General features: G+C 73.1%; 23 protein-coding genes. 19 read left to right on the plus strand and 4 right to left on the minus strand.

Features of this window, described 5'->3' with window-relative positions; all coding sequences use genetic code 11:
* Positions 1 to 6 precede the first annotated feature (6 nt).
* Together ACFY3N_RS12390 and ACFY3N_RS12395 are read right to left on the minus strand one after the other, a co-directional pair.
* Complete coding sequence (locus ACFY3N_RS12390) at positions 7 to 1083, minus strand: hypothetical protein (RefSeq protein WP_390816586.1); 1077 nt, start codon at positions 1081 to 1083, stop codon at positions 7 to 9.
* A gap of 149 nt (positions 1084 to 1232) precedes the next feature.
* Complete coding sequence (locus ACFY3N_RS12395) at positions 1233 to 2810, minus strand: oxidoreductase (RefSeq protein WP_390816587.1); 1578 nt, start codon at positions 2808 to 2810, stop codon at positions 1233 to 1235.
* A 193-nt stretch (positions 2811 to 3003) separates the two neighbouring features.
* Between ACFY3N_RS12395 and hisD the strand changes: the two genes are divergently transcribed.
* From hisD to hisF, 8 genes are read left to right on the plus strand one after another with little or no spacing between them, the layout of a single operon-like run.
* Positions 3004 to 4329: a histidinol dehydrogenase gene (hisD, locus tag ACFY3N_RS12400; RefSeq protein WP_390816588.1), complete on the plus strand. Its 1326-nt coding sequence runs from the start codon at positions 3004 to 3006 to the stop codon at positions 4327 to 4329.
* A complete protein-coding gene (locus ACFY3N_RS12405; protein WP_390816589.1) occupies positions 4326 to 5435 on the plus strand; it encodes a histidinol-phosphate transaminase in 1110 nt (369 codons plus the stop codon). The genes hisD and ACFY3N_RS12405 overlap by 4 nt, the downstream gene beginning before the upstream one ends.
* Positions 5432 to 6025 (plus strand): imidazoleglycerol-phosphate dehydratase HisB, encoded by a 594-nt coding sequence (gene hisB / locus ACFY3N_RS12410; protein ID WP_390816590.1) that lies wholly within the window; start codon positions 5432 to 5434, stop codon positions 6023 to 6025. Before ACFY3N_RS12405 ends, hisB begins: the two co-directional genes overlap by 4 nt.
* Before the next feature lie 3 nt (positions 6026 to 6028).
* The gene (locus tag ACFY3N_RS12415; protein ID WP_390816591.1) at positions 6029 to 6187 is read left to right on the plus strand and encodes a hypothetical protein; all 159 of its coding nucleotides are present in this window, start codon (positions 6029 to 6031) and stop codon (positions 6185 to 6187) included.
* A gap of 4 nt (positions 6188 to 6191) precedes the next feature.
* Complete coding sequence (gene hisH, locus ACFY3N_RS12420) at positions 6192 to 6833, plus strand: imidazole glycerol phosphate synthase subunit HisH (protein ID WP_390816592.1); 642 nt, start codon at positions 6192 to 6194, stop codon at positions 6831 to 6833.
* A 4-nt stretch (positions 6834 to 6837) separates the two neighbouring features.
* Complete coding sequence (priA, locus tag ACFY3N_RS12425; protein WP_390816593.1) at positions 6838 to 7563, plus strand: bifunctional 1-(5-phosphoribosyl)-5-((5-phosphoribosylamino)methylideneamino)imidazole-4-carboxamide isomerase/phosphoribosylanthranilate isomerase PriA; 726 nt, start codon at positions 6838 to 6840, stop codon at positions 7561 to 7563.
* Entirely contained in the window at positions 7560 to 7964 is a 405-nt protein-coding gene (locus ACFY3N_RS12430; protein WP_390816594.1) for a Rid family hydrolase, read from the plus strand. Before priA ends, ACFY3N_RS12430 begins: the two co-directional genes overlap by 4 nt.
* Entirely contained in the window at positions 7961 to 8716 is a 756-nt protein-coding gene (gene hisF / locus ACFY3N_RS12435; RefSeq protein WP_390816595.1) for an imidazole glycerol phosphate synthase subunit HisF, read from the plus strand. Before ACFY3N_RS12430 ends, hisF begins: the two co-directional genes overlap by 4 nt.
* Here hisF and ACFY3N_RS12440 read toward each other — a convergent pair.
* A complete protein-coding gene (locus ACFY3N_RS12440) occupies positions 8676 to 9065 on the minus strand; it encodes a VOC family protein (RefSeq protein ID WP_390816596.1) in 390 nt (129 codons plus the stop codon). The genes hisF and ACFY3N_RS12440 overlap by 41 nt on opposite strands.
* Before the next feature lie 23 nt (positions 9066 to 9088).
* Positions 9089 to 9724: a TIGR03085 family metal-binding protein gene (locus tag ACFY3N_RS12445; protein ID WP_390816597.1), complete on the minus strand. Its 636-nt coding sequence runs from the start codon at positions 9722 to 9724 to the stop codon at positions 9089 to 9091.
* A gap of 75 nt (positions 9725 to 9799) precedes the next feature.
* Between ACFY3N_RS12445 and hisI the strand changes: the two genes are divergently transcribed.
* The 11 genes from hisI to lgt all read left to right on the plus strand — a co-directional run bounded on the left by hisI (position 9800) and on the right by lgt (position 18613).
* Positions 9800 to 10189: a phosphoribosyl-AMP cyclohydrolase gene (gene hisI, locus ACFY3N_RS12450; protein WP_390816863.1), complete on the plus strand. Its 390-nt coding sequence runs from the start codon at positions 9800 to 9802 to the stop codon at positions 10187 to 10189.
* 11 nt (positions 10190 to 10200) lie between these two features.
* Positions 10201 to 11694, plus strand: coding sequence for an anthranilate synthase component I (locus tag ACFY3N_RS12455; RefSeq protein ID WP_390816598.1), 1494 nt, complete (start codon positions 10201 to 10203; stop codon positions 11692 to 11694).
* A gap of 41 nt (positions 11695 to 11735) precedes the next feature.
* Positions 11736 to 12377, plus strand: coding sequence for a TIGR02234 family membrane protein (locus tag ACFY3N_RS12460; RefSeq protein ID WP_390816599.1), 642 nt, complete (start codon positions 11736 to 11738; stop codon positions 12375 to 12377).
* A gap of 138 nt (positions 12378 to 12515) precedes the next feature.
* Positions 12516 to 12767, plus strand: coding sequence for an HGxxPAAW family protein (locus tag ACFY3N_RS12465; protein WP_390816600.1), 252 nt, complete (start codon positions 12516 to 12518; stop codon positions 12765 to 12767).
* 77 nt (positions 12768 to 12844) lie between these two features.
* Complete coding sequence (locus ACFY3N_RS12470; protein ID WP_390816601.1) at positions 12845 to 13282, plus strand: DUF2752 domain-containing protein; 438 nt, start codon at positions 12845 to 12847, stop codon at positions 13280 to 13282.
* 168 nt (positions 13283 to 13450) lie between these two features.
* Positions 13451 to 14260: an indole-3-glycerol phosphate synthase TrpC gene (gene trpC / locus ACFY3N_RS12475; RefSeq protein WP_390816602.1), complete on the plus strand. Its 810-nt coding sequence runs from the start codon at positions 13451 to 13453 to the stop codon at positions 14258 to 14260.
* A gap of 22 nt (positions 14261 to 14282) precedes the next feature.
* The gene (trpM, locus tag ACFY3N_RS12480) at positions 14283 to 14531 is read left to right on the plus strand and encodes a tryptophan biosynthesis modulator TrpM (RefSeq protein WP_390816603.1); all 249 of its coding nucleotides are present in this window, start codon (positions 14283 to 14285) and stop codon (positions 14529 to 14531) included.
* Between the two features lie 56 nt (positions 14532 to 14587).
* The gene (gene trpB / locus ACFY3N_RS12485; RefSeq protein WP_390816604.1) at positions 14588 to 15871 is read left to right on the plus strand and encodes a tryptophan synthase subunit beta; all 1284 of its coding nucleotides are present in this window, start codon (positions 14588 to 14590) and stop codon (positions 15869 to 15871) included.
* A complete protein-coding gene (gene trpA, locus ACFY3N_RS12490) occupies positions 15868 to 16683 on the plus strand; it encodes a tryptophan synthase subunit alpha (protein WP_390816605.1) in 816 nt (271 codons plus the stop codon). The genes trpB and trpA overlap by 4 nt, the downstream gene beginning before the upstream one ends.
* A 97-nt stretch (positions 16684 to 16780) precedes the next feature.
* On the plus strand, positions 16781 to 17560 hold the full coding sequence (locus ACFY3N_RS12495; protein WP_390816606.1) for a DsbA family protein: 780 nt from the start codon (positions 16781 to 16783) through the stop codon (positions 17558 to 17560).
* 93 nt (positions 17561 to 17653) lie between these two features.
* Positions 17654 to 18613 (plus strand): prolipoprotein diacylglyceryl transferase, encoded by a 960-nt coding sequence (gene lgt / locus ACFY3N_RS12500; RefSeq protein WP_390816607.1) that lies wholly within the window; start codon positions 17654 to 17656, stop codon positions 18611 to 18613.
* Positions 18614 to 18657: the final 44 nt, after the last annotated feature.

The following is an 18657-nucleotide window of genomic DNA, read 5'->3' on the forward strand; positions in this document are numbered from 1 at the left end:
AAGAGCCTAATGGTCGCCGAAGCGGAGTCGACCGCCCTGTTCACTCCTCGGTCGGTCGGGGACCGGTGCCGGGGAGCCGGGTCCCGGCTCGGGAGGGCCGGACGCGACCGCCGCGCGCACGCTCCGGCGGACCTCCAGGAAGCGGCCGAGGGGATCGTCCGCGTCCCGGTCCCAGGGGAAGGACGTGGCGTACGGGCCGGTCAGCCGCAGCTGCTCCAGGGCGTCCCGCCGACGTTCCAGCCGGACCAGGACGTACGTCAGCAGATTGCGCAGCTCGGCCGGCCAGGGCCGGCCCGCCGGCAGCCGGGCGGACAGGGCCACGGCGCGGTCGGCCGCCGCCTCGAGCCGTTCGCGCGGCACTTCGGGACCGCAGCGGTCGGTCAGGTAGCCGAACGCCGCCCGCAGGGGCAGCGCCTGCGTGAACGAGTCCTCCGGCGCGTCCTGCGCGGCCAGGTCCGCGAAGGTGAAGCATTCGCGGTGCGAGCCGTGCCACGAGGACGCCAGATAGCGCAGGGCCGCCACATGACAGCCGTGGTGGTGCGGGGCCCGCCGGACCGCTGCCTCCCACAGCTCCTCGACGTACGGGTGCCCGGCGCGCGCGCCGCGGGCGTGGTCCAGGGCGAGCCGCCAGGGCACCGGGTCGCGGTTGTCCGCCCGGGCGGCGGCCGTGATCAGCGGGCTCACCCCGCGCAGCAGCTCGGCGCGGGCCGGTGAGTCCCAGGCGCGGTCCACCGCCCGCTGGGCGTCCACCAGCAGGCCGTCGGGGTCGCGCGGGTCGCGGGCGCGCCAGGCGTCCAGCCACTCGGGGCGCGAGCGCGCGAAGGCGGCCAGCCGCCGCACGTACCGGTCGCGGTGCTCCCAGGCGCCGGCGCGCCGGGTGGCGGCGAGCAGGTCGGCGACGGGTGTGTGGTCACCGCCCGCGGCCCCGACCAGCGCCGGGCCCAGCCGATCGTCGGGTGCGTCGAGCAGCACCTCGTCGTCGGCGGGCAGCACGACGGGGACGGGGGGCGTGGCGCCCGTCGTCTTTCCTCGCACCCAGGACGTACGGGTGAACGCGTGCAGCAGAGCCATGGTGTCGACCATTGAAAGACCGCAGGTCACAGCGGCGCCAGAGGCGACACGGAAGTCGTGGAAGGTTGTACGGGACTCGGTCAAGGCCCGGCAAAAAGCAGAGTGTTCTTCACCCTGTGCGCGCTCTTCACGCCCCCTCCGGCCTCACCGGCCCCGGGGCGCTACGTACGGCGCAGGGTCCGCGTCGCCCCCGCCGCCACCGTCGTCGCCAGGATCCAGCCCAGCAGGACGAACGCGGCCGACAGCCACTGCCAGCCGCCGCGCAGCTGCCAGAAGCCGACCTGGCCGAGGTCGATCACCGGCAGCAGCAGGTCCAGGGCGAACAGGGGCGGGTTCCACGGGGGGTGCTCACCGCTCTTGAGGGGCGGATGATCGGAACGCGCGAAGGCCAGCGAACCGCACGCCCACAGGACCCCCATCCACACCGCGGCCCGGCCCGGCCGGTATCCGTAGGCGACCGTCCAGTCCTGTGCGTAACCCCACAGCTTGGCCGCCGGCGGCAGGCTCTCGCGGCGCCGGCGCTGCTTGGCGAGCAGCACCTCGCGGGCGTCCTCGTCCTCCCCGCCCTCCCGCAGCACGGCGGCCAGCCGCTCGTACGGCTCCGGGTTGTACTCGGCGCTCGCCGCGTCCACCCAGCGCAGCCGCAGCGCCAGCGGGAACGGTCCGCGCGGCACCAGGTTCTCGTAGGTGAAGCCGCCCATGTGCAGCCGGCCGGGGCCGGGCCAGCTGTCCGCCCGGTCCATCAGGTTGACCACCCGCGCCCCCGACAGCACCACCTTGCCGCGCACCGGCCGCTCCCCGAGGAAGCGCAGCTCCGGCGTCTGCACCCGGCGCAGCGACAGCTCCTGCTCGTCGGTGAAGGTGAACCGGGCCCCCTCGAAGTCGACCGCGTCCCCGAACCGCCCGTCGTCCAGCCGCACCCCGCCCCGGCACTCGAAGCGCTGGATCCGCGTCCCGCGCGCCGGTGTCATCCCGCTGCGCGCCTGGGCGCCCACCCCCGCCGGGGTCAGGTACAGCGAGCGCTCCACGGTCAGCTGCGGCGCGTTCAGCGCGAGCCGGGTGTACGGGTTGACCAGCCGGGCCCCGCGCAGGCTCAGCGACACGCCGATCGTCGCGCTGCGCAGGCTCAGCTCGCCGTACGACTCCAGCATCTCCGCCTGCAGGTCCTGGCCGACGTTCATGCCGTCGGCCGCTATCGAGCGGCCGCTGCGGTCCCGGTGCACGATCGCCTGGTTGAGCAGCAGGTCCGTGCCGATCCGCGCGTCGGTGAGCCGTATGCCGCCCAGGAACCGGCAGCGCGGCAGGTGCAGATCGCCCTCGGTGTGCAGCCGGGCCGCCTCCAGGCGCGGTATCGAGCAGTCCACCATCCGCACGGTCGTGAAGCGGGCCTCCGGCAGCAGCACGTCCCGCTCGAAACGGCAGGCCCGCATCTCCAGGTACGGCACCACCGTGCCGCCCGCCAGGTCCAGCGCGCCGCTGATCTGCACCCCGACCAGCTTCAGCGACGAGACCCGGCCGGCCAGGGCGGGCGGCCCGTCCAGCAGCAGCCAGCACACGACGCGTGCCCGGACCGTCCGCCCGGGGCCCCACGGATGTCCTCCGTGCGGATCGTCGACGACCGTGTCCCCGCTGGTCAGGTCGTACACACTGCCGTTGCGGAAGGCCTGCCACATCCCGGCCTCCGCGGCGGTCAGGTCCTCCGGCGGCTCTCCGCCGCCCGGTCCCACCCCCTCGGTCACGGAAATCCCCTCCTTCCCGCCTACTCGCCGGTTCGTCCCTTCGTACAACCGTTCATGCCCGGTGCGGTGACGTGTTGAACACGGAAAGTGAAGAGGATCTCCGGAATGTGCGCGGACCGTCACCACGGGGGTGACGTATCAGCCATTGGAACGGGCGGACGGCCCACCGCGCGGGTCTGAGAGAATTAAGCACGTGATCTCTCGTATCGATCTGCGCGGCGACGCCCTCCCCGAGGGCCCCGCCCTGCGCGACCTGCTGCCCCGAGCCGACTTCGACGTCGCGGCCGCCCTGGAGAAGGTGCGGCCCATCTGCGAGGACGTGCATCATCGGGGCGACGCGGCGCTGATCGACTTCGCCGAGCGGTTCGACGGCGTGAAGCTGGATCAGGTGCGGGTCCCCGCCGCCGCCCTCACGCGCGCGCTGGAGGAACTCGACCCGGCCGTGCGCGCGGCCCTGGAGGAGTCCATCCGCCGCGCCCGGCTCGTCCACCGCGAGCAGCGCCGCACCACCCACACCACCCAGGTCGTGCCCGGCGGCACGGTCACCGAGAAGTGGGTCCCGGTCGACCGCGTGGGTCTGTACGCGCCCGGCGGCCGGTCCGTCTACCCCTCCTCCGTGATCATGAACGCGGTGCCCGCCCAGGAGGCCGGCGTCCCGTCCGTCGCGCTCGCCTCCCCGGCCCAGGCCGACTTCGGCGGCCTGCCGCACCCCACCATCCTCGCCGCCTGCGCCCTGCTCGGCGTCGACGAGGTCTACGCGGCCGGCGGCGCCACCGCCGTCGCGATGTTCGCGTACGGCACCGAGTCCTGCCCGCCCGCGAACATGGTCACCGGCCCCGGCAACATCTGGGTCGCCGCCGCCAAGCGCTACTTCACCGGCCGCATCGGCATCGACGCCGAGGCCGGCCCGACCGAGATCGCGATCCTCGCGGACTCCACGGCCGACCCGGTGCACGTGGCCTCCGACCTGATCAGCCAGGCCGAGCACGACCCGCTGGCCGCCGCCGTCCTGGTCACCGACTCCGCGGAGCTCGCGGACGCGGTGGAGAAGGAGCTGGCGCCGCAGGTCGAGGCCACCAAACACATCGACGACCGGATCGTCCCGGCCCTGTCCGGCCGCCAGTCCGCCATCGTCCTGGTCGACGGCCTCGACGAGGGCCTGCGGGTCGTCGACGCCTACGGCGCCGAGCACCTGGAGATCCAGACCGCCGACGCCGCCGCGGTCGCCGACCGGGTGCGCAACGCGGGCGCGATCTTCGTCGGCCCCTGGTCCCCGGTCTCGCTCGGCGACTACGCGGCCGGCTCCAACCACGTGCTGCCCACCGGCGGCTGCGCCTGCCACTCCTCGGGCCTGTCGGTCCAGTCCTTCCTGCGCGGCATCCACGTCGTCGACTACACACGGGACGCGCTGGCCGAGGTCGCGCACCACGTGGTCACGCTGGCGGAGGCGGAGGACCTGCCCGCGCACGGCGCGGCGGTGAAGGCAAGGTTCGGCTGGAAGGTGCCTGAGAACAAGTGAGCTTCGGAATCGACGACCTCCCCGTACGGGACGAGCTGCGCGGCAAGTCCCCCTACGGCGCGCCCCAGCTGGACGTCCCCGTACGGCTGAACACCAACGAGAACCCCTACCCGCTGCCCGAACCGCTGGTCGAGCGGATCACCGAGCGGGTCCGCGAGGCCGCCCGCCACCTCAACCGCTACCCCGACCGGGACGCGGTCGAACTGCGCACCGGGCTGGCCGCGTACCTGACGAGGACGACCGGACACCCGGTCGCCGTCGGGAACGTGTGGGCCGCCAACGGCTCCAACGAGGTCATCCAGCAGCTGCTGCAGACCTTCGGCGGACCGGGCCGCACCGCCATCGGCTTCGAACCGTCGTACTCGATGCACGGCCTCATCGCGCGCGGCACCGGCACCGGCTGGATCTCCGGGCCCCGCAACGAGGACTTCTCGATCGACCTCGCCGCCGCCGAGAAGGCCATCGCCGAGCACCGGCCCGACGTCGTCTTCGTCACCACCCCCAACAACCCCACCGGCAACGCGGTCCCGGCGGAGACGGTCCTCGCGCTGTACGAGGCCGCCCAGGCGGCCAAGCCGTCGATGGTGGTCGTCGACGAGGCGTACATCGAGTTCAGCCACGGCGACTCGCTCCTCCGGCTGCTCGACGGACGGCCCCACCTGGTCGTCTCCCGCACCATGTCGAAGGCGTTCGGCGCGGCGGGCCTGCGCCTGGGCTACCTCGCCGCGCACCCGGCGGTCGTCGACGCCGTCCAGCTGGTCCGGCTGCCGTACCACCTCTCGGCGATCACCCAGGCGACCGCGCTGGCCGCCCTGGAGCACACCGACACGCTGCTCGGCTACGTCGAGCAGCTCAAGGCCGAGCGCGACCGGCTGGTCGCCGAACTGCGCGCCCTCGGCTACGAGGTGACCGAGTCCGACGCGAACTTCGTCCAGTTCGGACGGTTCGAGGACTCCCACACCACCTGGCGGAGGATCCTCGACCGGGGCGTCCTGGTCCGGGACAACGGCGTGCCCGGATGGCTGCGGGTGACCGCCGGGACCCCCGAAGAGAACGACGCGTTCCTCGACGCGGTACGCGAGTTGAAGAAGGAGCAGAGTTCATGAGCCGCACAGGACGCGTGGAACGCACCACCAAGGAGACGTCCGTCCTCGTCGAGATCGACCTCGACGGCACCGGGAAGACCGAGATCTCCACCGGGGTCGGCTTCTACGACCACATGCTCGACCAGCTCGGCCGGCACGGTCTGTTCGACCTGACCGTGAAGACCGAGGGCGACCTCCACATCGACTCCCACCACACCATCGAGGACACCGCCCTCGCGCTCGGCGCCGCCTTCAAGCAGGCGCTCGGCGACAAGGTGGGCATCTACCGCTTCGGCAACTGCACGGTCCCGCTGGACGAGTCCCTCGCCCAGGTCACCGTCGACCTGTCCGGCCGCCCCTACCTCGTGCACACCGAGCCCGAGAACATGGCGCCGATGATCGGCGAGTACGACGTGACGATGACCCGGCACATCCTGGAGTCCTTCGTCGCCCAGGCCCAGATCGCGCTCCACGTGCACGTGCCCTACGGGCGCAACGCGCACCACATCGTGGAGTGCCAGTTCAAGGCCCTCGCCCGCGCCCTGCGCTACGCCTCCGAGCGCGACCCCCGCGCGGCCGGCATCCTGCCCTCCACGAAGGGCGCGCTGTAAGCCATGAACGGTCTGTCCACCGTCCTGATCGTCGTCGGCCTGTTCTTCGTCGGCGGGATCATCTCCTTCGTCAAGCAGAAGATGCCCACGAGCCTCGTCGTGCTGCTCTCCATCGGCGCCGCGATGTGTCTCGTCACGGGCCTCCTGAGGCTGGAGGTGTGAACCCTTGAGCACCACCAAGAAGGTCGTGGTCTTCGACTACGGCTTCGGCAACGTCCGTTCCGCCGAGCGTGCCCTCGCCCGCGCGGGAGCCGACGTCGAGATCACCCGTGACTTCGACGCGGCCATGAACGCCGACGGGCTGCTGGTGCCCGGCGTCGGCGCCTTCGCCTCCTGCATGCAGGGCCTGAAGGAGGCGCGCGGCGACTGGATCGTCGACCGCAGGCTGTCCGGCGGGCGCCCGGTGATGGGCATCTGCGTCGGCATGCAGATCCTGTTCGCCCGGGGCATCGAGCACGGTGTGGAGAGCGAGGGCCTCGACGAGTGGCCCGGCTCGGTCGAGCCGCTCCAGGCCGACATCGTGCCCCACATGGGCTGGAACACCGTGGACGCCCCGGCCGGCTCCGAACTGTTCGCCGGCCTCGACGCGGACGCCCGCTTCTACTTCGTGCACTCCTACGCCGTCCACGACTGGACGCTCCAGACCGCGAACCCGGCGATGCGCGCCCCGCTGGTCACCTGGTCCACCCACGGCAAGCCCTTCGTGGCGGCCGTGGAGAACGGCGCCCTGTGGGCCACCCAGTTCCACCCCGAGAAGTCCGGCGACGCCGGCGCCCAGCTCCTCACCAACTGGATCGGAACCCTGTAGAGACATGGCCAAGCTCGAACTCCTCCCCGCCGTCGACGTCCGCGACGGCCAGGCGGTCCGCCTGGTGCACGGCGAGTCCGGGACGGAAACCTCCTACGGCTCCCCGCTCGAGGCCGCCCTCGCCTGGCAGCGCTCCGGCGCCGAGTGGCTGCACCTGGTCGACCTGGACGCCGCGTTCGGCACCGGCGACAACCGCGCGCTGGTCGCCGAGGTCACCGGGGCGATGGACATCAAGGTGGAGCTGTCCGGCGGCATCCGCGACGACGACACCCTCGCCGCCGCCCTCGCCACCGGCTGCACCCGCGTCAACCTGGGCACCGCCGCCCTGGAGACCCCCGAGTGGGTCGCCCGGGTCATCGCCGAGCACGGCGACAGGATCGCCGTCGGTCTCGACGTCCGCGGCACCACCCTGCGCGGCCGCGGCTGGACCCGCGACGGCGGCGACCTCTACGAGACGCTGGAGCGCCTCGACAAGGAGGGCTGCGCCCGCTACGTCGTCACCGACATCGCCAAGGACGGCACCCTCCAGGGCCCCAACCTGGAGCTGCTGAAGAACGTCTGCGCCGCCACCGACCGCCCGGTGGTCGCCTCCGGCGGCGTCTCCTCCCTGGACGACCTGCGCGCCATCGCCGAGCTCGTCCCGCTCGGTGTCGAGGGCTCCATCGTCGGGAAGGCCCTGTACGCCAAGGCGTTCACCCTGGAAGAGGCACTGGAGGCTGTGTCCCGATGACGATCGATGCCGTACGGCGCGTGCAGAGCGGAAACCCCTGGGAGGAAACCTTCGGCTTCGCACGTGCCGTGGCGGCGGGCGACCGCGTCCTGGTGGCGGGCACGACCGCGTTCCGGGGCGAGGTGCTGTACGGGGAGGGCGACCCGTACGAGCAGGCCAAGGTGGCCTTCACCAGCGCGCTGGAGGCGATCGCCGAGTTCGGGCTCGGCGTCGAGTCCGTGATCCGCACGCGCCTCCACCTCGCCCACGCGCGGGACGTCGACGAGGCCGGACGCGCCCACAAGGAGCTGTTCGACGCGGTGCGCCCGGTCACCACCCTGCTGGTGGTCGAGGGCTTCGTCGACTCGCGCGTCCTGGTCTCAGTGGAACTCGAAGCATTCAGAGGAGCCGTGACTTCATGACCCTGGCGGTCCGAGTCATCCCCTGCCTGGACGTGGACAACGGCCGGGTCGTCAAGGGCGTCAACTTCCAGAACCTGCGCGACGCGGGCGACCCCGTCGAGATGGCCAAGGTGTACGACGCCGAGGGCGCCGACGAGCTGACGTTCCTGGACATCACCGCGTCGTCCGGCAACCGCGAGACGACGTACGACGTGGTGCGCCGCACCGCCGAGCAGGTGTTCATCCCGCTCACGGTGGGCGGCGGCGTCCGCACCGCCGAGGACGTGGACAGGCTGCTGCGCGCGGGCGCCGACAAGGTGGGCGTCAACACGGCGGCCATCGCCCGGCCCGAGCTGATCCGCGAGATCGCCGAACGCTTCGGGCGGCAGGTCCTGGTGCTGTCGGTCGACGCCCGCCGCACGGACTCCGGCTCCTTCGAGGTCACCACGCACGGCGGCCGCCGGGGCACCGGCATCGACGCCGTGGAGTGGGCGCACCGCGCCGCCGAGCTGGGCGCGGGCGAGATCCTGCTCAACTCCATGGACGCCGACGGCACCAAGGACGGCTACGACCTGGAGATGATCGCCGCCGTCCGGGCGCACGTCACCGTCCCGGTGATCGCCTCCGGCGGCGCCGGGAAGCTGGCCGACTTCCCGCCCGCGGTCGCCGCCGGCGCGGACGCCGTGCTGGCCGCCTCCGTCTTCCACTTCGGCGACCTGCGCATCGGCCAGGTCAAGGAGACGCTGCGGGAGGCCGGCCACCCGGTGCGGTGAGCCCGGCCGGTCGGCCGGGCCGGCTGAGGGTGCCGGCCGTGCCGTCCAGGGCCGCGGAGATCACCGGACCCCGCTCCCGCGGGTCCCGGACGAAGCGGACACCCTCCCCGTGCGGCCGCTCGCACTCCGCGCGGAGGCCGTCCGCGGAGAACACGGTCGCGGGCAGCCCCGGCTCCGGCAGGAGCTCCAGCCTCCGCCGGGCGCTCGCGCGCGCCCCCACGGTGACGGACGGCGTCCCGTCGCCCGTGTCCCCGTGGGTACGGGGCCCGAAGCCGAGGACGCCGGTGCGGAAGGCGTGCGCCTCCGCCACGTCGTCGACGTGCACGCCGGTCCTGGCCGCTCTGATCACGACCCGCGCCTTCCGGACGCGGATCAGATGCCGAGCTGTCTGGTCTCGCGCAGCTTCGCGACCGCGTTCTCGTCACCGTCCAGTCCGACCCTGGCGGCGCTCTGCCGGCCGTAGGCGAACAGCACCAGCTCGGACGGCTCCCCGGTCACCGTGACCACCGGGGTGCCGCGGTGCGCCACCACCGTCCGGCCGTCCGGACGGCGCATCACCAGGCCGGTCGGCGCCCCGCGGCCCATCAGCCGCGCGGAGCGCTCCAGCCGCGACCACAGGGCGTCCTGGAACACCGGGTCGAGTTCACGCGGCGTCCAGTCGGGCTGGGCGCGGCGCACGTCCTCCGTGTGGACGTAGAACTCGACGATGTTCGACAGCTCGTCGACCTGCTTGAGCGAGAAGGGCGAGAAGCGCGGCGGGCCCGTCCGGATCAGCTGGATCAGCTCCTCGTACGGCTTGGCGGCGAACTCCGCCATCACCCGCTCCAGACGCGCCGCCAGCTGCTTGACCAGCATGCCGCCGGCCGCGTCGGGGCGGCGTTCGCGCACCACCACGTGGGCGGCGAGGTCCCGGGTCGTCCAGCCCTCGCACAGGGTGGGGGCCTGGGGGCCCGCGGTCTCCAGCAGATCGGCCAGGAGGAGTCGTTCACGCTTGGCATGGGTCGACATGGAGGCCAGCCTACGGCCGGGCGCGAGGTCCGCCCAGTGGACATCCGCGCGGACGCGATCGCCCCGCGCGGCACAATGGTCGGCATGACCAGTACGTCCCGGCCCAGCCGCCTCGACCCGGAGATCGCCGCGCGGCTCAAGCGCAGCCCCGACGGCCTCCTGCCCGCCATCGCCCAGCAGTACGACACCGGAGAGGTGCTGATGCTGGGCTGGATGGACGACGAGGCACTCCACCGCACACTGACCACCGGCCGCTGCACCTACTGGTCGCGCAGCCGCCGGGAGTACTGGGTCAAGGGCGACACCTCCGGCCACTTCCAGTGGGTCAAGTCGGTCGCCCTCGACTGCGACGCGGACACCGTGCTGGTCAAGGTCGACCAGGTGGGCGCCGCCTGCCACACCGGCGCCCGCACCTGCTTCGACGCCGACGTCCTGGTGGCCGACGCCCCCGCCCCGGATCAGTAAGGTCTGCCGCCATGGACCTCGAGACGTTCCGCAAGCTCGCCACCGACCGCCGGGTCATCCCGGTCACCCGCAAGCTCCTCGCCGACGGCGACACCCCGGTCGCGCTCTACCGCAAACTCGCCGCCGAGCGCCCCGGCACCTTCCTGCTGGAGTCCGCGGAGAACGGCCGCTCCTGGTCCCGCTACTCCTTCGTCGGCGTCCGCAGCGCTGCCACCCTCACCGAGCGCGCCGGACAGGCGCACTGGGAGGGCGCCCCGCCCGTCGGCGTACCGGTCGACGGCGACCCGCTGGCCGCGCTGCGCGCCACCCTGCAGGCCCTGCACACCCCGCGCGACCTCGCCCACGACCTGGGCCTGCCGCCCTTCACCGGCGGGATGGTCGGCTACCTCGGCTACGACATCGTGCGCCGCCTGGAGAAGCTCGGCCCCGGCGAGCGGGACGATCTGCGGCTGCCCGAGCTGACCATGCTGCTCACCAGCGACCTCGCCGTCATGGACCACTGGGAGGGCGCCGTCTGGCTGATCGCCAACGCGATCAACCACAACGACCTGGAGACCGGCGTCGACGAGGCGTACGCCGACGCCGTGGCCCGGCTCGACGCCATGGAGGCCGACCTCACCCGCGCGGTGGCCCAGCCGCCCGCCGTGCTGCCGCCCTCCGAACTGCCCGGGTACACCGCGCTGTGGGGCGGCCCCGACTTCCGGCGGGCCGTGGAGGACATCAAGGAGCGCATCCGCGCGGGGGACGCCTTCCAGGTGGTCCCCTCCCAGCGGTTCGAGACGCCGTGCACGGCGAGCGCCCTGGACGTCTACCGGGTGCTGCGGGCCACCAACCCGTCGCCGTACATGTACCTGTTCCGCTTCGACGGCTTCGACGTGGTCGGCTCGTCCCCCGAGGCGCTGGTGAAGGTCGAGGGCGGGCAGGCCATGGTCCACCCCATCGCCGGCACCCGGCACCGCGGCGCCACCCCGCAGGAGGACCAGGCGCTCGCCGACGAACTGCTCGCCGACCCCAAGGAGCGCGCGGAGCACCTGATGCTCGTCGACCTCGGGCGCAACGACCTCGGCCGGGTCTGCGAACCCGGCTCCGTCGAGGTCGTCGACTTCATGTCCGTCGAGCGGTACTCGCACGTCATGCACATCGTCTCGACGGTCACCGGCCGGGTCGGCGCCGGCCGCACCGCCTTCGACGTGCTCACCGCCTGCTTCCCGGCCGGCACGCTCTCCGGCGCGCCCAAGCCCCGCGCGCTGCAGATCATCGACGAGCTCGAACCGTCCCGGCGCGGGCTGTACGGCGGCTGCGTCGGCTACCTCGACTTCGCGGGCGACTCCGACACCGCGATCGCGATCCGTACGGCGCTGCTGCGGGACGGCACCGCGTACGTGCAGGCCGGAGCGGGAGTGGTGGCCGACTCCGACCCGGCCGCGGAGGACACCGAGTGCCGCAACAAGGCGGCGGCGGTGCTGCGCGCGGTGCACACCGCGAACCGGCTGGGAACGGCCTGAGACGAACCCCGGGTGTCGGTTCGCCCGGGGTTCAGGCGATAGTGGATGACGTGACTGCCGTACCCGCCCCCCGTTCCCGGACCGCCGGCTCCGCCCGCAGCGGCCGCCTCAGCCTCGCCGTCGCCCTGTTGTGCGGTGCCCTGGGCGCGGCCGTGGCCCTGCTCGCCACCCGGCAGCAGTGGTCGGAGGGCACCGCCAGGGTGGCCGGCGGCGCGTTCCCCCTGACCGCGAAGGGCAGCGACGTCACGGGCGTGCCCGCCGCCCTGGCCGTGGTGGGGCTGGCGGCGCTGGTCGCGGTGTTCGCCGTGCGCCGCGCCGGACGCCTCGCCGTCGCGGCGCTGCTGGCGCTGTCGGGGGCGGGCACGGTGGCGGCGGCGCTGCTCGGGGCGTCGGACAGCGGGGCGCTCGACGAGAAGGCGGCCCAGGCGTCGGGGGACACCTCCGCGACCGTGGACGCCCTCAGCCACACCGCGTGGCCGTACGTGGCCGCCGCGGGCGGTCTCCTGCTGCTGCTGGCCGGCCTGCTCGCCCTGCGCTACGGCCGCCTCTGGCCGGCCATGTCCGGCCGCTACGAACGGAGCGGCGCCCCGCGTCCGCGCCGCAGGCCCGTGCCGGTCGACCCCGACCGCCCCGAGGACCTCTGGAAGGCCCTGGACAGGGGCGAGGACCCGACGGGCGCCTAGCCGCGGCCCGGCGCGTCCCGCCCCGCGGCACGAGCGCCCGCGCTCCGGCGCCCACCCCCGCTCACCCTCGGCGGGCGTGTGCGGGACAATGGCAGCGAGCGTCCGCTCAGACACGTACACAGCAACGAGGAGCAAGCAATGGCGGGCAGCAGCCACGGTCACACCCCGGCCGCCTGGACCGGTGTCATCATCGCCTTCATCGGTTTCTGCGCCGGTGGCGCGTTCATGGTGATGGACCAGCCCGTGGGCTTCTGGGCGAGCATCGGCGTCGTGCTCCTCGGCGGTGTCGTCGGCGCCGTCATGCGCTCGATGGGCCTGGGCCAGCCGAAGAGCAACCACCCCGTGCACCAGGTCACCGGCGACCGCACGCCGGCCCGCGCCGAGGGCTGAGCACGGCGGAGCACCCCGCACGGGGGCGGGCCCGGCACGCGCTGCCGGAACCGCCCCCGAGCCGCATCCGGGGCACAATGCACGGCGTGAACGCTCCCACTCCCGGCGCGCCCCCCGGCAGGGCGGCCCGGCTGGCCGTCCCCGCCGGGCTGCTCGCCGCCGCCGCCGGGGCCTTCGCCTACGTCGGGGCCGTGGACCCCAACGAACCCGGCCACTACCCCGCCTGCCCGCTGCTGCGCCTCACCGGCCTCTACTGCCCCGGCTGCGGCGGACTGCGCAGCGCGCACGCCGTGGTCCACGGCGACCTCCCGGCCGCCCTCCAGGCCAACGCGCCCGCCGTGCTCGGCTACGCCGTCTGCGCGGTGCTGTGGACCGTCTGGGTGGTCCGCGCGGCGCGCGGCGGGCCTCCGCCGCGGATCGATCCGCCGCCGGTGCTCCTGTGGTCCCTGGGAGCGCTGCTGCTGGCTTTCACGGTGGTCCGGAACCTGCCGTTCGGCGGCTGGCTGCACCCCTGACCGACAGGCGAAGGCCCGGCAGCGGGGGCGTCTCCCGCCCGAGCCGGGCGAAGCGGGTCCGGGGCCGGGGGAGGAGCCGGCGTCAACCTGGATGCGGGGCATCCGCCCCGCTGCGGATACCATCGCAGTGACCAGTGAAGACCGACCGTCAGGAAGGGGGCCGCTCGCGTGAGTGTGCTCGACGAGATCATCGACGGAGTCCGTGCCGACCTCGCGGAGCGGCAGGCGCGCGTCAGCCTCGACGAGCTCAAGGAGCGCGCGGCGAAGGCTCCCGCGGCCAAGGACGGCGCGGCCGCCCTGCGCGGCGACGGCGTCAAGGTGATCTGCGAGGTCAAGCGCTCCAGCCCGTCCAAGGGCGCGCTGGCCGCGATCGCCGACCCGGCGGGACTCGCCGCCGACTACGAGGCGGGCGGCGCGGCCGTCATCTCCGTCCTCACCGAGCAGCGCCGCTTCGGCGGCTCGCTGGCCGACCTGGAGGCCGTCCGCGCGCGCGTGGACATCCCCGTGCTGCGCAAGGACTTCATCGTCACGTCGTACCAGCTCTGGGAGGCCCGCGCGTACGGCGCCGACCTCGCGCTGCTGATCGTCGCGGCCCTCGACCAGCCGGCCCTGGAGTCGCTGATCGAGCGCGCCGTGTCCATCGGGCTCACCCCGCTCGTCGAGGTGCACGACGAGGACGAGGTCGAGCGCGCGGTCGACGCGGGCGCCAAGGTCATCGGCGTCAACGCCCGCAACCTCAAGACCCTCGAGGTCGACCGCGGCACCTTCGAGCGGGTCGCCCCCGAGATCCCCGACACCCTCGTCAAGGTCGCCGAGTCCGGCGTCCGCGGCCCGCACGACCTCATCGCCTACGCCAACGCCGGCGCCGACGCCGTCCTGGTGGGCGAGTCCCTGGTCACCGGCAAGGACCCCAGGACGGCCGTCTCCGACCTGGTGGCGGCGGGCGAGCACCCCGCACTGCGGCACGGCCGGGGCTGATCCACCGGTAGGCTTGGCTCCGATGACCGTCCCGATCACCCTGGCCTCCAGGGACCCGTACGCGCGCCTCGCGCGGGGCTGCCGCCCCCGCGGCTGCCGCGCCCCCGCGCGCCGCGTCCACGGCCGCAGGGTCCGGTACGTCATCGGGGACGAGCCCGGGCAGGTCAACGGGCGGCGATGGCAGCGCGTCCCCCAGGGGCGCGGGGCTGTTCCCGACATGCGATTCCGCCGCGTGAGCGCGACAAGCCACAACGGGCCCGCAGCGGCCTGAGACCCCCGCCCCCACGGCGATCAGTGCCCGACACACATTCACCGTGAGGTACCCGCATGCCCAGCAACTTCTTCATCCCCGATCCCGAGGGGCACATCCCCACCGCCGAGGGCTACTTCGGCGCCTTCGGCGGGAAGTTCATCCCCGAGGCCCTGGTCGCGGCGGTCGACGAGGTCGCCGTCGAGTACGACAAGGCCAAGTCCGACCCCGAGTTCGCCCGCGAACTCGACGACCTCCTGGTCCACTACACCGGCCGCCCGAGCGCGCTCACCGAGGTCCCCCGTTTCGCCGCGGAAGCGGGTGGCGCCAGGATCTTCCTCAAGCGCGAGGACCTGAACCACACCGGCTCGCACAAGATCAACAACGTGCTCGGCCAGGCCCTCCTCACCAGGCGCATGGGCAAGACCCGCGTCATCGCCGAGACCGGGGCCGGCCAGCACGGCGTGGCCACGGCCACCGCCTGCGCCCTCTTCGGCCTCGACTGCACGATCTACATGGGCGAGATCGACACGCAGCGCCAGGCCCTCAACGTGGCCCGGATGCGGATGCTCGGTGCCGAGGTCATCGCCGTGAAGTCCGGCAGCCGCACCCTGAAGGACGCCATCAACGAGGCGTTCCGCGACTGGGTCGCCAACGTCGACCGCACGCACTACCTCTTCGGCACCGTCGCCGGCCCGCACCCCTTCCCGGCGATGGTGCGCGACTTCCACCGCGTCATCGGCGTCGAGGCCCGCCGCCAGCTCCTGGAGCGCGCCGGACGCCTGCCCGACGCCGCGATCGCCTGCGTCGGCGGCGGCTCCAACGCCATCGGCCTCTTCCACGCCTTCATCCCGGACACCGGTGTACGCCTCATCGGCTGCGAACCCGCCGGACACGGCATCGTGAGCGGCGAGCACGCGGCCACCCTCACCGCGGGCGAGCCCGGCATCCTGCACGGCTCCCGGTCGTACGTCCTCCAGGACGAGGAGGGCCAGATCACCGAGCCGTACTCCATCTCGGCCGGCCTGGACTACCCGGGCATCGGACCCGAGCACGCCTACCTCAAGGACAGCGGCCGCGGCGAGTACCGCGCGGTCACCGACGACGCCGCCATGCAGGCCCTGCGCCTGCTGTCGCGCACCGAGGGCATCATCCCGGCCATCGAGAGCGCCCACGCCCTCGCCGGCGCCCTGGAGGTCGGCAGGGAGCTGGGCGAGGACGGGCTGATCGTCGTCAACCTGTCCGGGCGCGGCGACAAGGACATGGACACCGCCGCCCGCTACTTCGGGCTGTACGACACCGACGCCGAGGTCGCCGCCGACGAGGCCGGCACCGCCGAGATCGAGGGGGACGCCAAGTGAGCGGGAACGTACGGCTGCTGAACGACACCCTCGCCGCGGCGAAGGCCGAGGGCCGCTCCGCCCTCATCGCCTACCTCCCGGCCGGGTTCCCGACCGTGGACGGCGGCATCGAGGCGGTCAAGGCCGCCCTGGACGGCGGCGCCGACGTCGTCGAGGTGGGTCTGCCGCACAGCGACCCCGTCCTCGACGGCCCGGTCATCCAGACCGCCGACGACATCGCCCTGCGCGGCGGCGTGAGGATCGCGGACGTGATGCGCACGGTCCGCGAGGCGCACGAGGCCACCGGCAAGCCGATCCTCGTGATGACCTACTGGAACCCCATCGACCGCTACGGCGTCGAGCGCTTCACCGCCGAGCTCGCCGAGGCGGGCGGCGCCGGGTGCATCCTGCCCGACCTGCCCGTCCAGGAGTCGGCGCTCTGGCGGGAACACGCGGAGAAGCACGGGCTCGCCACGGTCTTCGTGGTCGCGCCCAGCAGCAAGGACGAGCGGCTCGCCGAGATCACCGCGGCCGGCAGCGGCTTCGTCTACGCCGCCTCCCTGATGGGCGTCACCGGAACCCGCGAGTCGGTCGGCGCGCAGGCCGAGGACCTGGTGCGGCGCACCCGTGCCACCACCGACATCCCGGTCTGTGTCGGCCTCGGCGTCTCCAACGCCGCCCAGGCCGCCGAGGTCGCCGGCTTCGCCGACGGCGTGATCGTCGGTTCCGCCTTCGTCAAGCGGATGCTGGAGGCCCCCGACGACGCCGCCGGTGTCCGGGCCGTCCGCGCGCTCGCCGGTGACCTGGCCAAGGGGGTGCGCCGGCAGGCGTGACCGGCCGCGGTGTCCGCAGTCAGTCATACGGATCCCTCGTAAGGGTGGTCCTGGGACCGGGGAGGCGCTCCGCGCCTCCCCGGTTCGTTCTGCGGGTGTGAGCGAGAAGAACCGTGAGGGAAAGCGCACCGCCCGGGAGCGGATGGCGGTCGAGCGCGAGAAGCAGAAGGCGGCGGAGAAGCGGCGCCGGGCCCTGATCGTGGGCGCGAGCGTGCTCTGCGTCCTGGGGCTCGCGGCGGTGATCGGTGTCGTCGCCGCAAGCTCGGGCGGGGACGACGGGAGCGAGGCGTCCGGCCCCGTGGTGGCGCCCTCCGGGGCCCTGGGCAAGGACGGCCTCGCCATCCCGGTCGGCAAGGAGAGCGCCAAGTCCACCCTCGTCGTGTGGGAGGACTTCCGCTGCCCGGCCTGCAAGGTCTTCGAACAGGCCTACAGCCCCACCCTCCACGAGCTGACCGGCTCCGGCCGGCTGAAGGTGGAGTACCACCTGGTCACCCTGATCGACAACGGCATGGGCGGCACCGGCTCCCGCAGCGCGGCCAACGCCGCCGCCTGCGCCCAGGACGCCGGGAAGTTCACCGCGTACCACGACGTGCTGTTCGAGAACCAGCCGATGGAGAGCGACGACGCCTTCGCCGACAACGCCGGGCTGATCGAGCTGGCCGGCAAGGTCGACGGACTCGACACCCCCGCCTTCCGCACCTGCGTCGAGGACGGCACGCACAACAGCTGGGTCGCCAAGTCCCACGAGGCGTTCCAGAAGGGCGGCTTCAACGGCACGCCGACGGTGCTGTACAACGGCAAGAACATCGTCCAGGACCGCTCGATGACCCCCGAGAAGTTCAAGCGGATGGTCCAGGAGGCCGACAAGGGACAGTGACGCCCCGGACCGGCCGTCCGGCGGTCCTGTTATGGAGCCGTAGCCGGACCGCCTGCCGTGCGCCCGGTCCGGCACGGTAGCGTCGACCCTGCCATGGAACTTGCCTACATTCCCAGCCCGTCGAGCGGGGTGCTGTACCTCGGCCCCGTTCCGCTGCGCGGCTACGCGTTCTGCATCATCATCGGCGTCTTCGTTGCCGTCTGGCTCGGCAACAAGCGCTGGATCGCCCGGGGCGGGCGGGCCGGCACAGTGGCCGACATCGCTGTCTGGGCCGTGCCCTTCGGCCTGATCGGCGGCCGCCTCTACCACGTGATCACGGACTACCAGCTGTACTTCAGCGAGGGCCGCGACTGGGTGGACGCCTTCAAGGTCTGGGAGGGCGGCCTCGGCATCTGGGGCGCGATCGCGCTCGGTGCGCTGGGCGCCTGGATCGGCTGCCGGCGCCGGGGCGTCCCCCTGCCCGCCTACGCCGACGCCATCGCGCCGGGCATCGCCTTCGCACAGGCGATCGGACGCTGGGGCAACTGGTTCAACCAGGAGCTGTACGGGCGGGCCACCGACCTGCCGTGGGCGGTGGAGATCACGTCCTCCGCCGACGGGCGGGAGCCGGGGACGTACCACCCCACGTTCCTGTACGAGTCGCTGTGGTGCATCGGTGTGGCGCTGCTGGTGATCTGGGCGGACCGGCGGTTCCGGCTCGGCCACGGACGGGCGTTCGCGCTGTACGTCGCCGGGTACTGCGCGGGGCGCTTCTGGATCGAGTACATGCGCGTCGACGAGGCGCACCACATCTTCGGGCTGCGGCTGAACAACTGGACGTCGATCCTGGTGTTCCTGCTGGCCGTGCTGTACATCGTGCTGTCGGCCCGGAAGCGGCCGGGGCGGGAGGACGTGGTGGAGCCGGGGGCCTCCGGCGGTGAGGGCGGTTCCGGGGCCGACTCCGACGAGGCCGGGGCCGTGGAGAAGGACGAGGAGGGTGCTCCTTCCGTGAAGGAGGAGTCCGAGGAGTCCGAGGACTCCAAGGACGGGGCCGGGTCGGCCAGGAAGAGCTGACGGTCTGCCGTACTGCGCCGAGGGCGTCCGGGTTTTCCCGGGCG

The organism is Streptomyces sp. NPDC000348, from assembly GCF_042898795.1.
Lineage (GTDB): Bacteria > Actinomycetota > Actinomycetes > Streptomycetales > Streptomycetaceae > Streptomyces.

Excerpts from the sequence above, each read along its gene's own strand:
- ACFY3N_RS12415 (WP_390816591.1), top strand. The coding sequence starts at position 6,029 with ATGAACGGTCTGTCCACCGTCCTGATCGTCGTCGGCCTGTTCTTCGTC.
- trpM (WP_390816603.1), top strand. The coding sequence starts at position 14,283 with ATGACCGTCCCGATCACCCTGGCCTCCAGGGACCCGTACGCGCGCCTC.
- ACFY3N_RS12455 (WP_390816598.1), top strand. The coding sequence starts at position 10,201 with ATGGACCTCGAGACGTTCCGCAAGCTCGCCACCGACCGCCGGGTCATC.
- ACFY3N_RS12445 (WP_390816597.1), bottom strand. The coding sequence starts at position 9,724 with ATGTCGACCCATGCCAAGCGTGAACGACTCCTCCTGGCCGATCTGCTG.
- ACFY3N_RS12430 (WP_390816594.1), top strand. The coding sequence starts at position 7,560 with ATGACGATCGATGCCGTACGGCGCGTGCAGAGCGGAAACCCCTGGGAG.
- hisI (WP_390816863.1), top strand. The coding sequence starts at position 9,800 with ATGGTCGGCATGACCAGTACGTCCCGGCCCAGCCGCCTCGACCCGGAG.
- ACFY3N_RS12470 (WP_390816601.1), top strand. The coding sequence starts at position 12,845 with ATGCACGGCGTGAACGCTCCCACTCCCGGCGCGCCCCCCGGCAGGGCG.
- hisB (WP_390816590.1), top strand. The coding sequence starts at position 5,432 with ATGAGCCGCACAGGACGCGTGGAACGCACCACCAAGGAGACGTCCGTC.
- priA (WP_390816593.1), top strand. The coding sequence starts at position 6,838 with ATGGCCAAGCTCGAACTCCTCCCCGCCGTCGACGTCCGCGACGGCCAG.
- trpB (WP_390816604.1), top strand. The coding sequence starts at position 14,588 with ATGCCCAGCAACTTCTTCATCCCCGATCCCGAGGGGCACATCCCCACC.
- ACFY3N_RS12465 (WP_390816600.1), top strand. The coding sequence starts at position 12,516 with ATGGCGGGCAGCAGCCACGGTCACACCCCGGCCGCCTGGACCGGTGTC.
- ACFY3N_RS12390 (WP_390816586.1), bottom strand. The coding sequence starts at position 1,083 with ATGGTCGACACCATGGCTCTGCTGCACGCGTTCACCCGTACGTCCTGG.
- lgt (WP_390816607.1), top strand. The coding sequence starts at position 17,654 with ATGGAACTTGCCTACATTCCCAGCCCGTCGAGCGGGGTGCTGTACCTC.
- hisF (WP_390816595.1), top strand. The coding sequence starts at position 7,961 with ATGACCCTGGCGGTCCGAGTCATCCCCTGCCTGGACGTGGACAACGGC.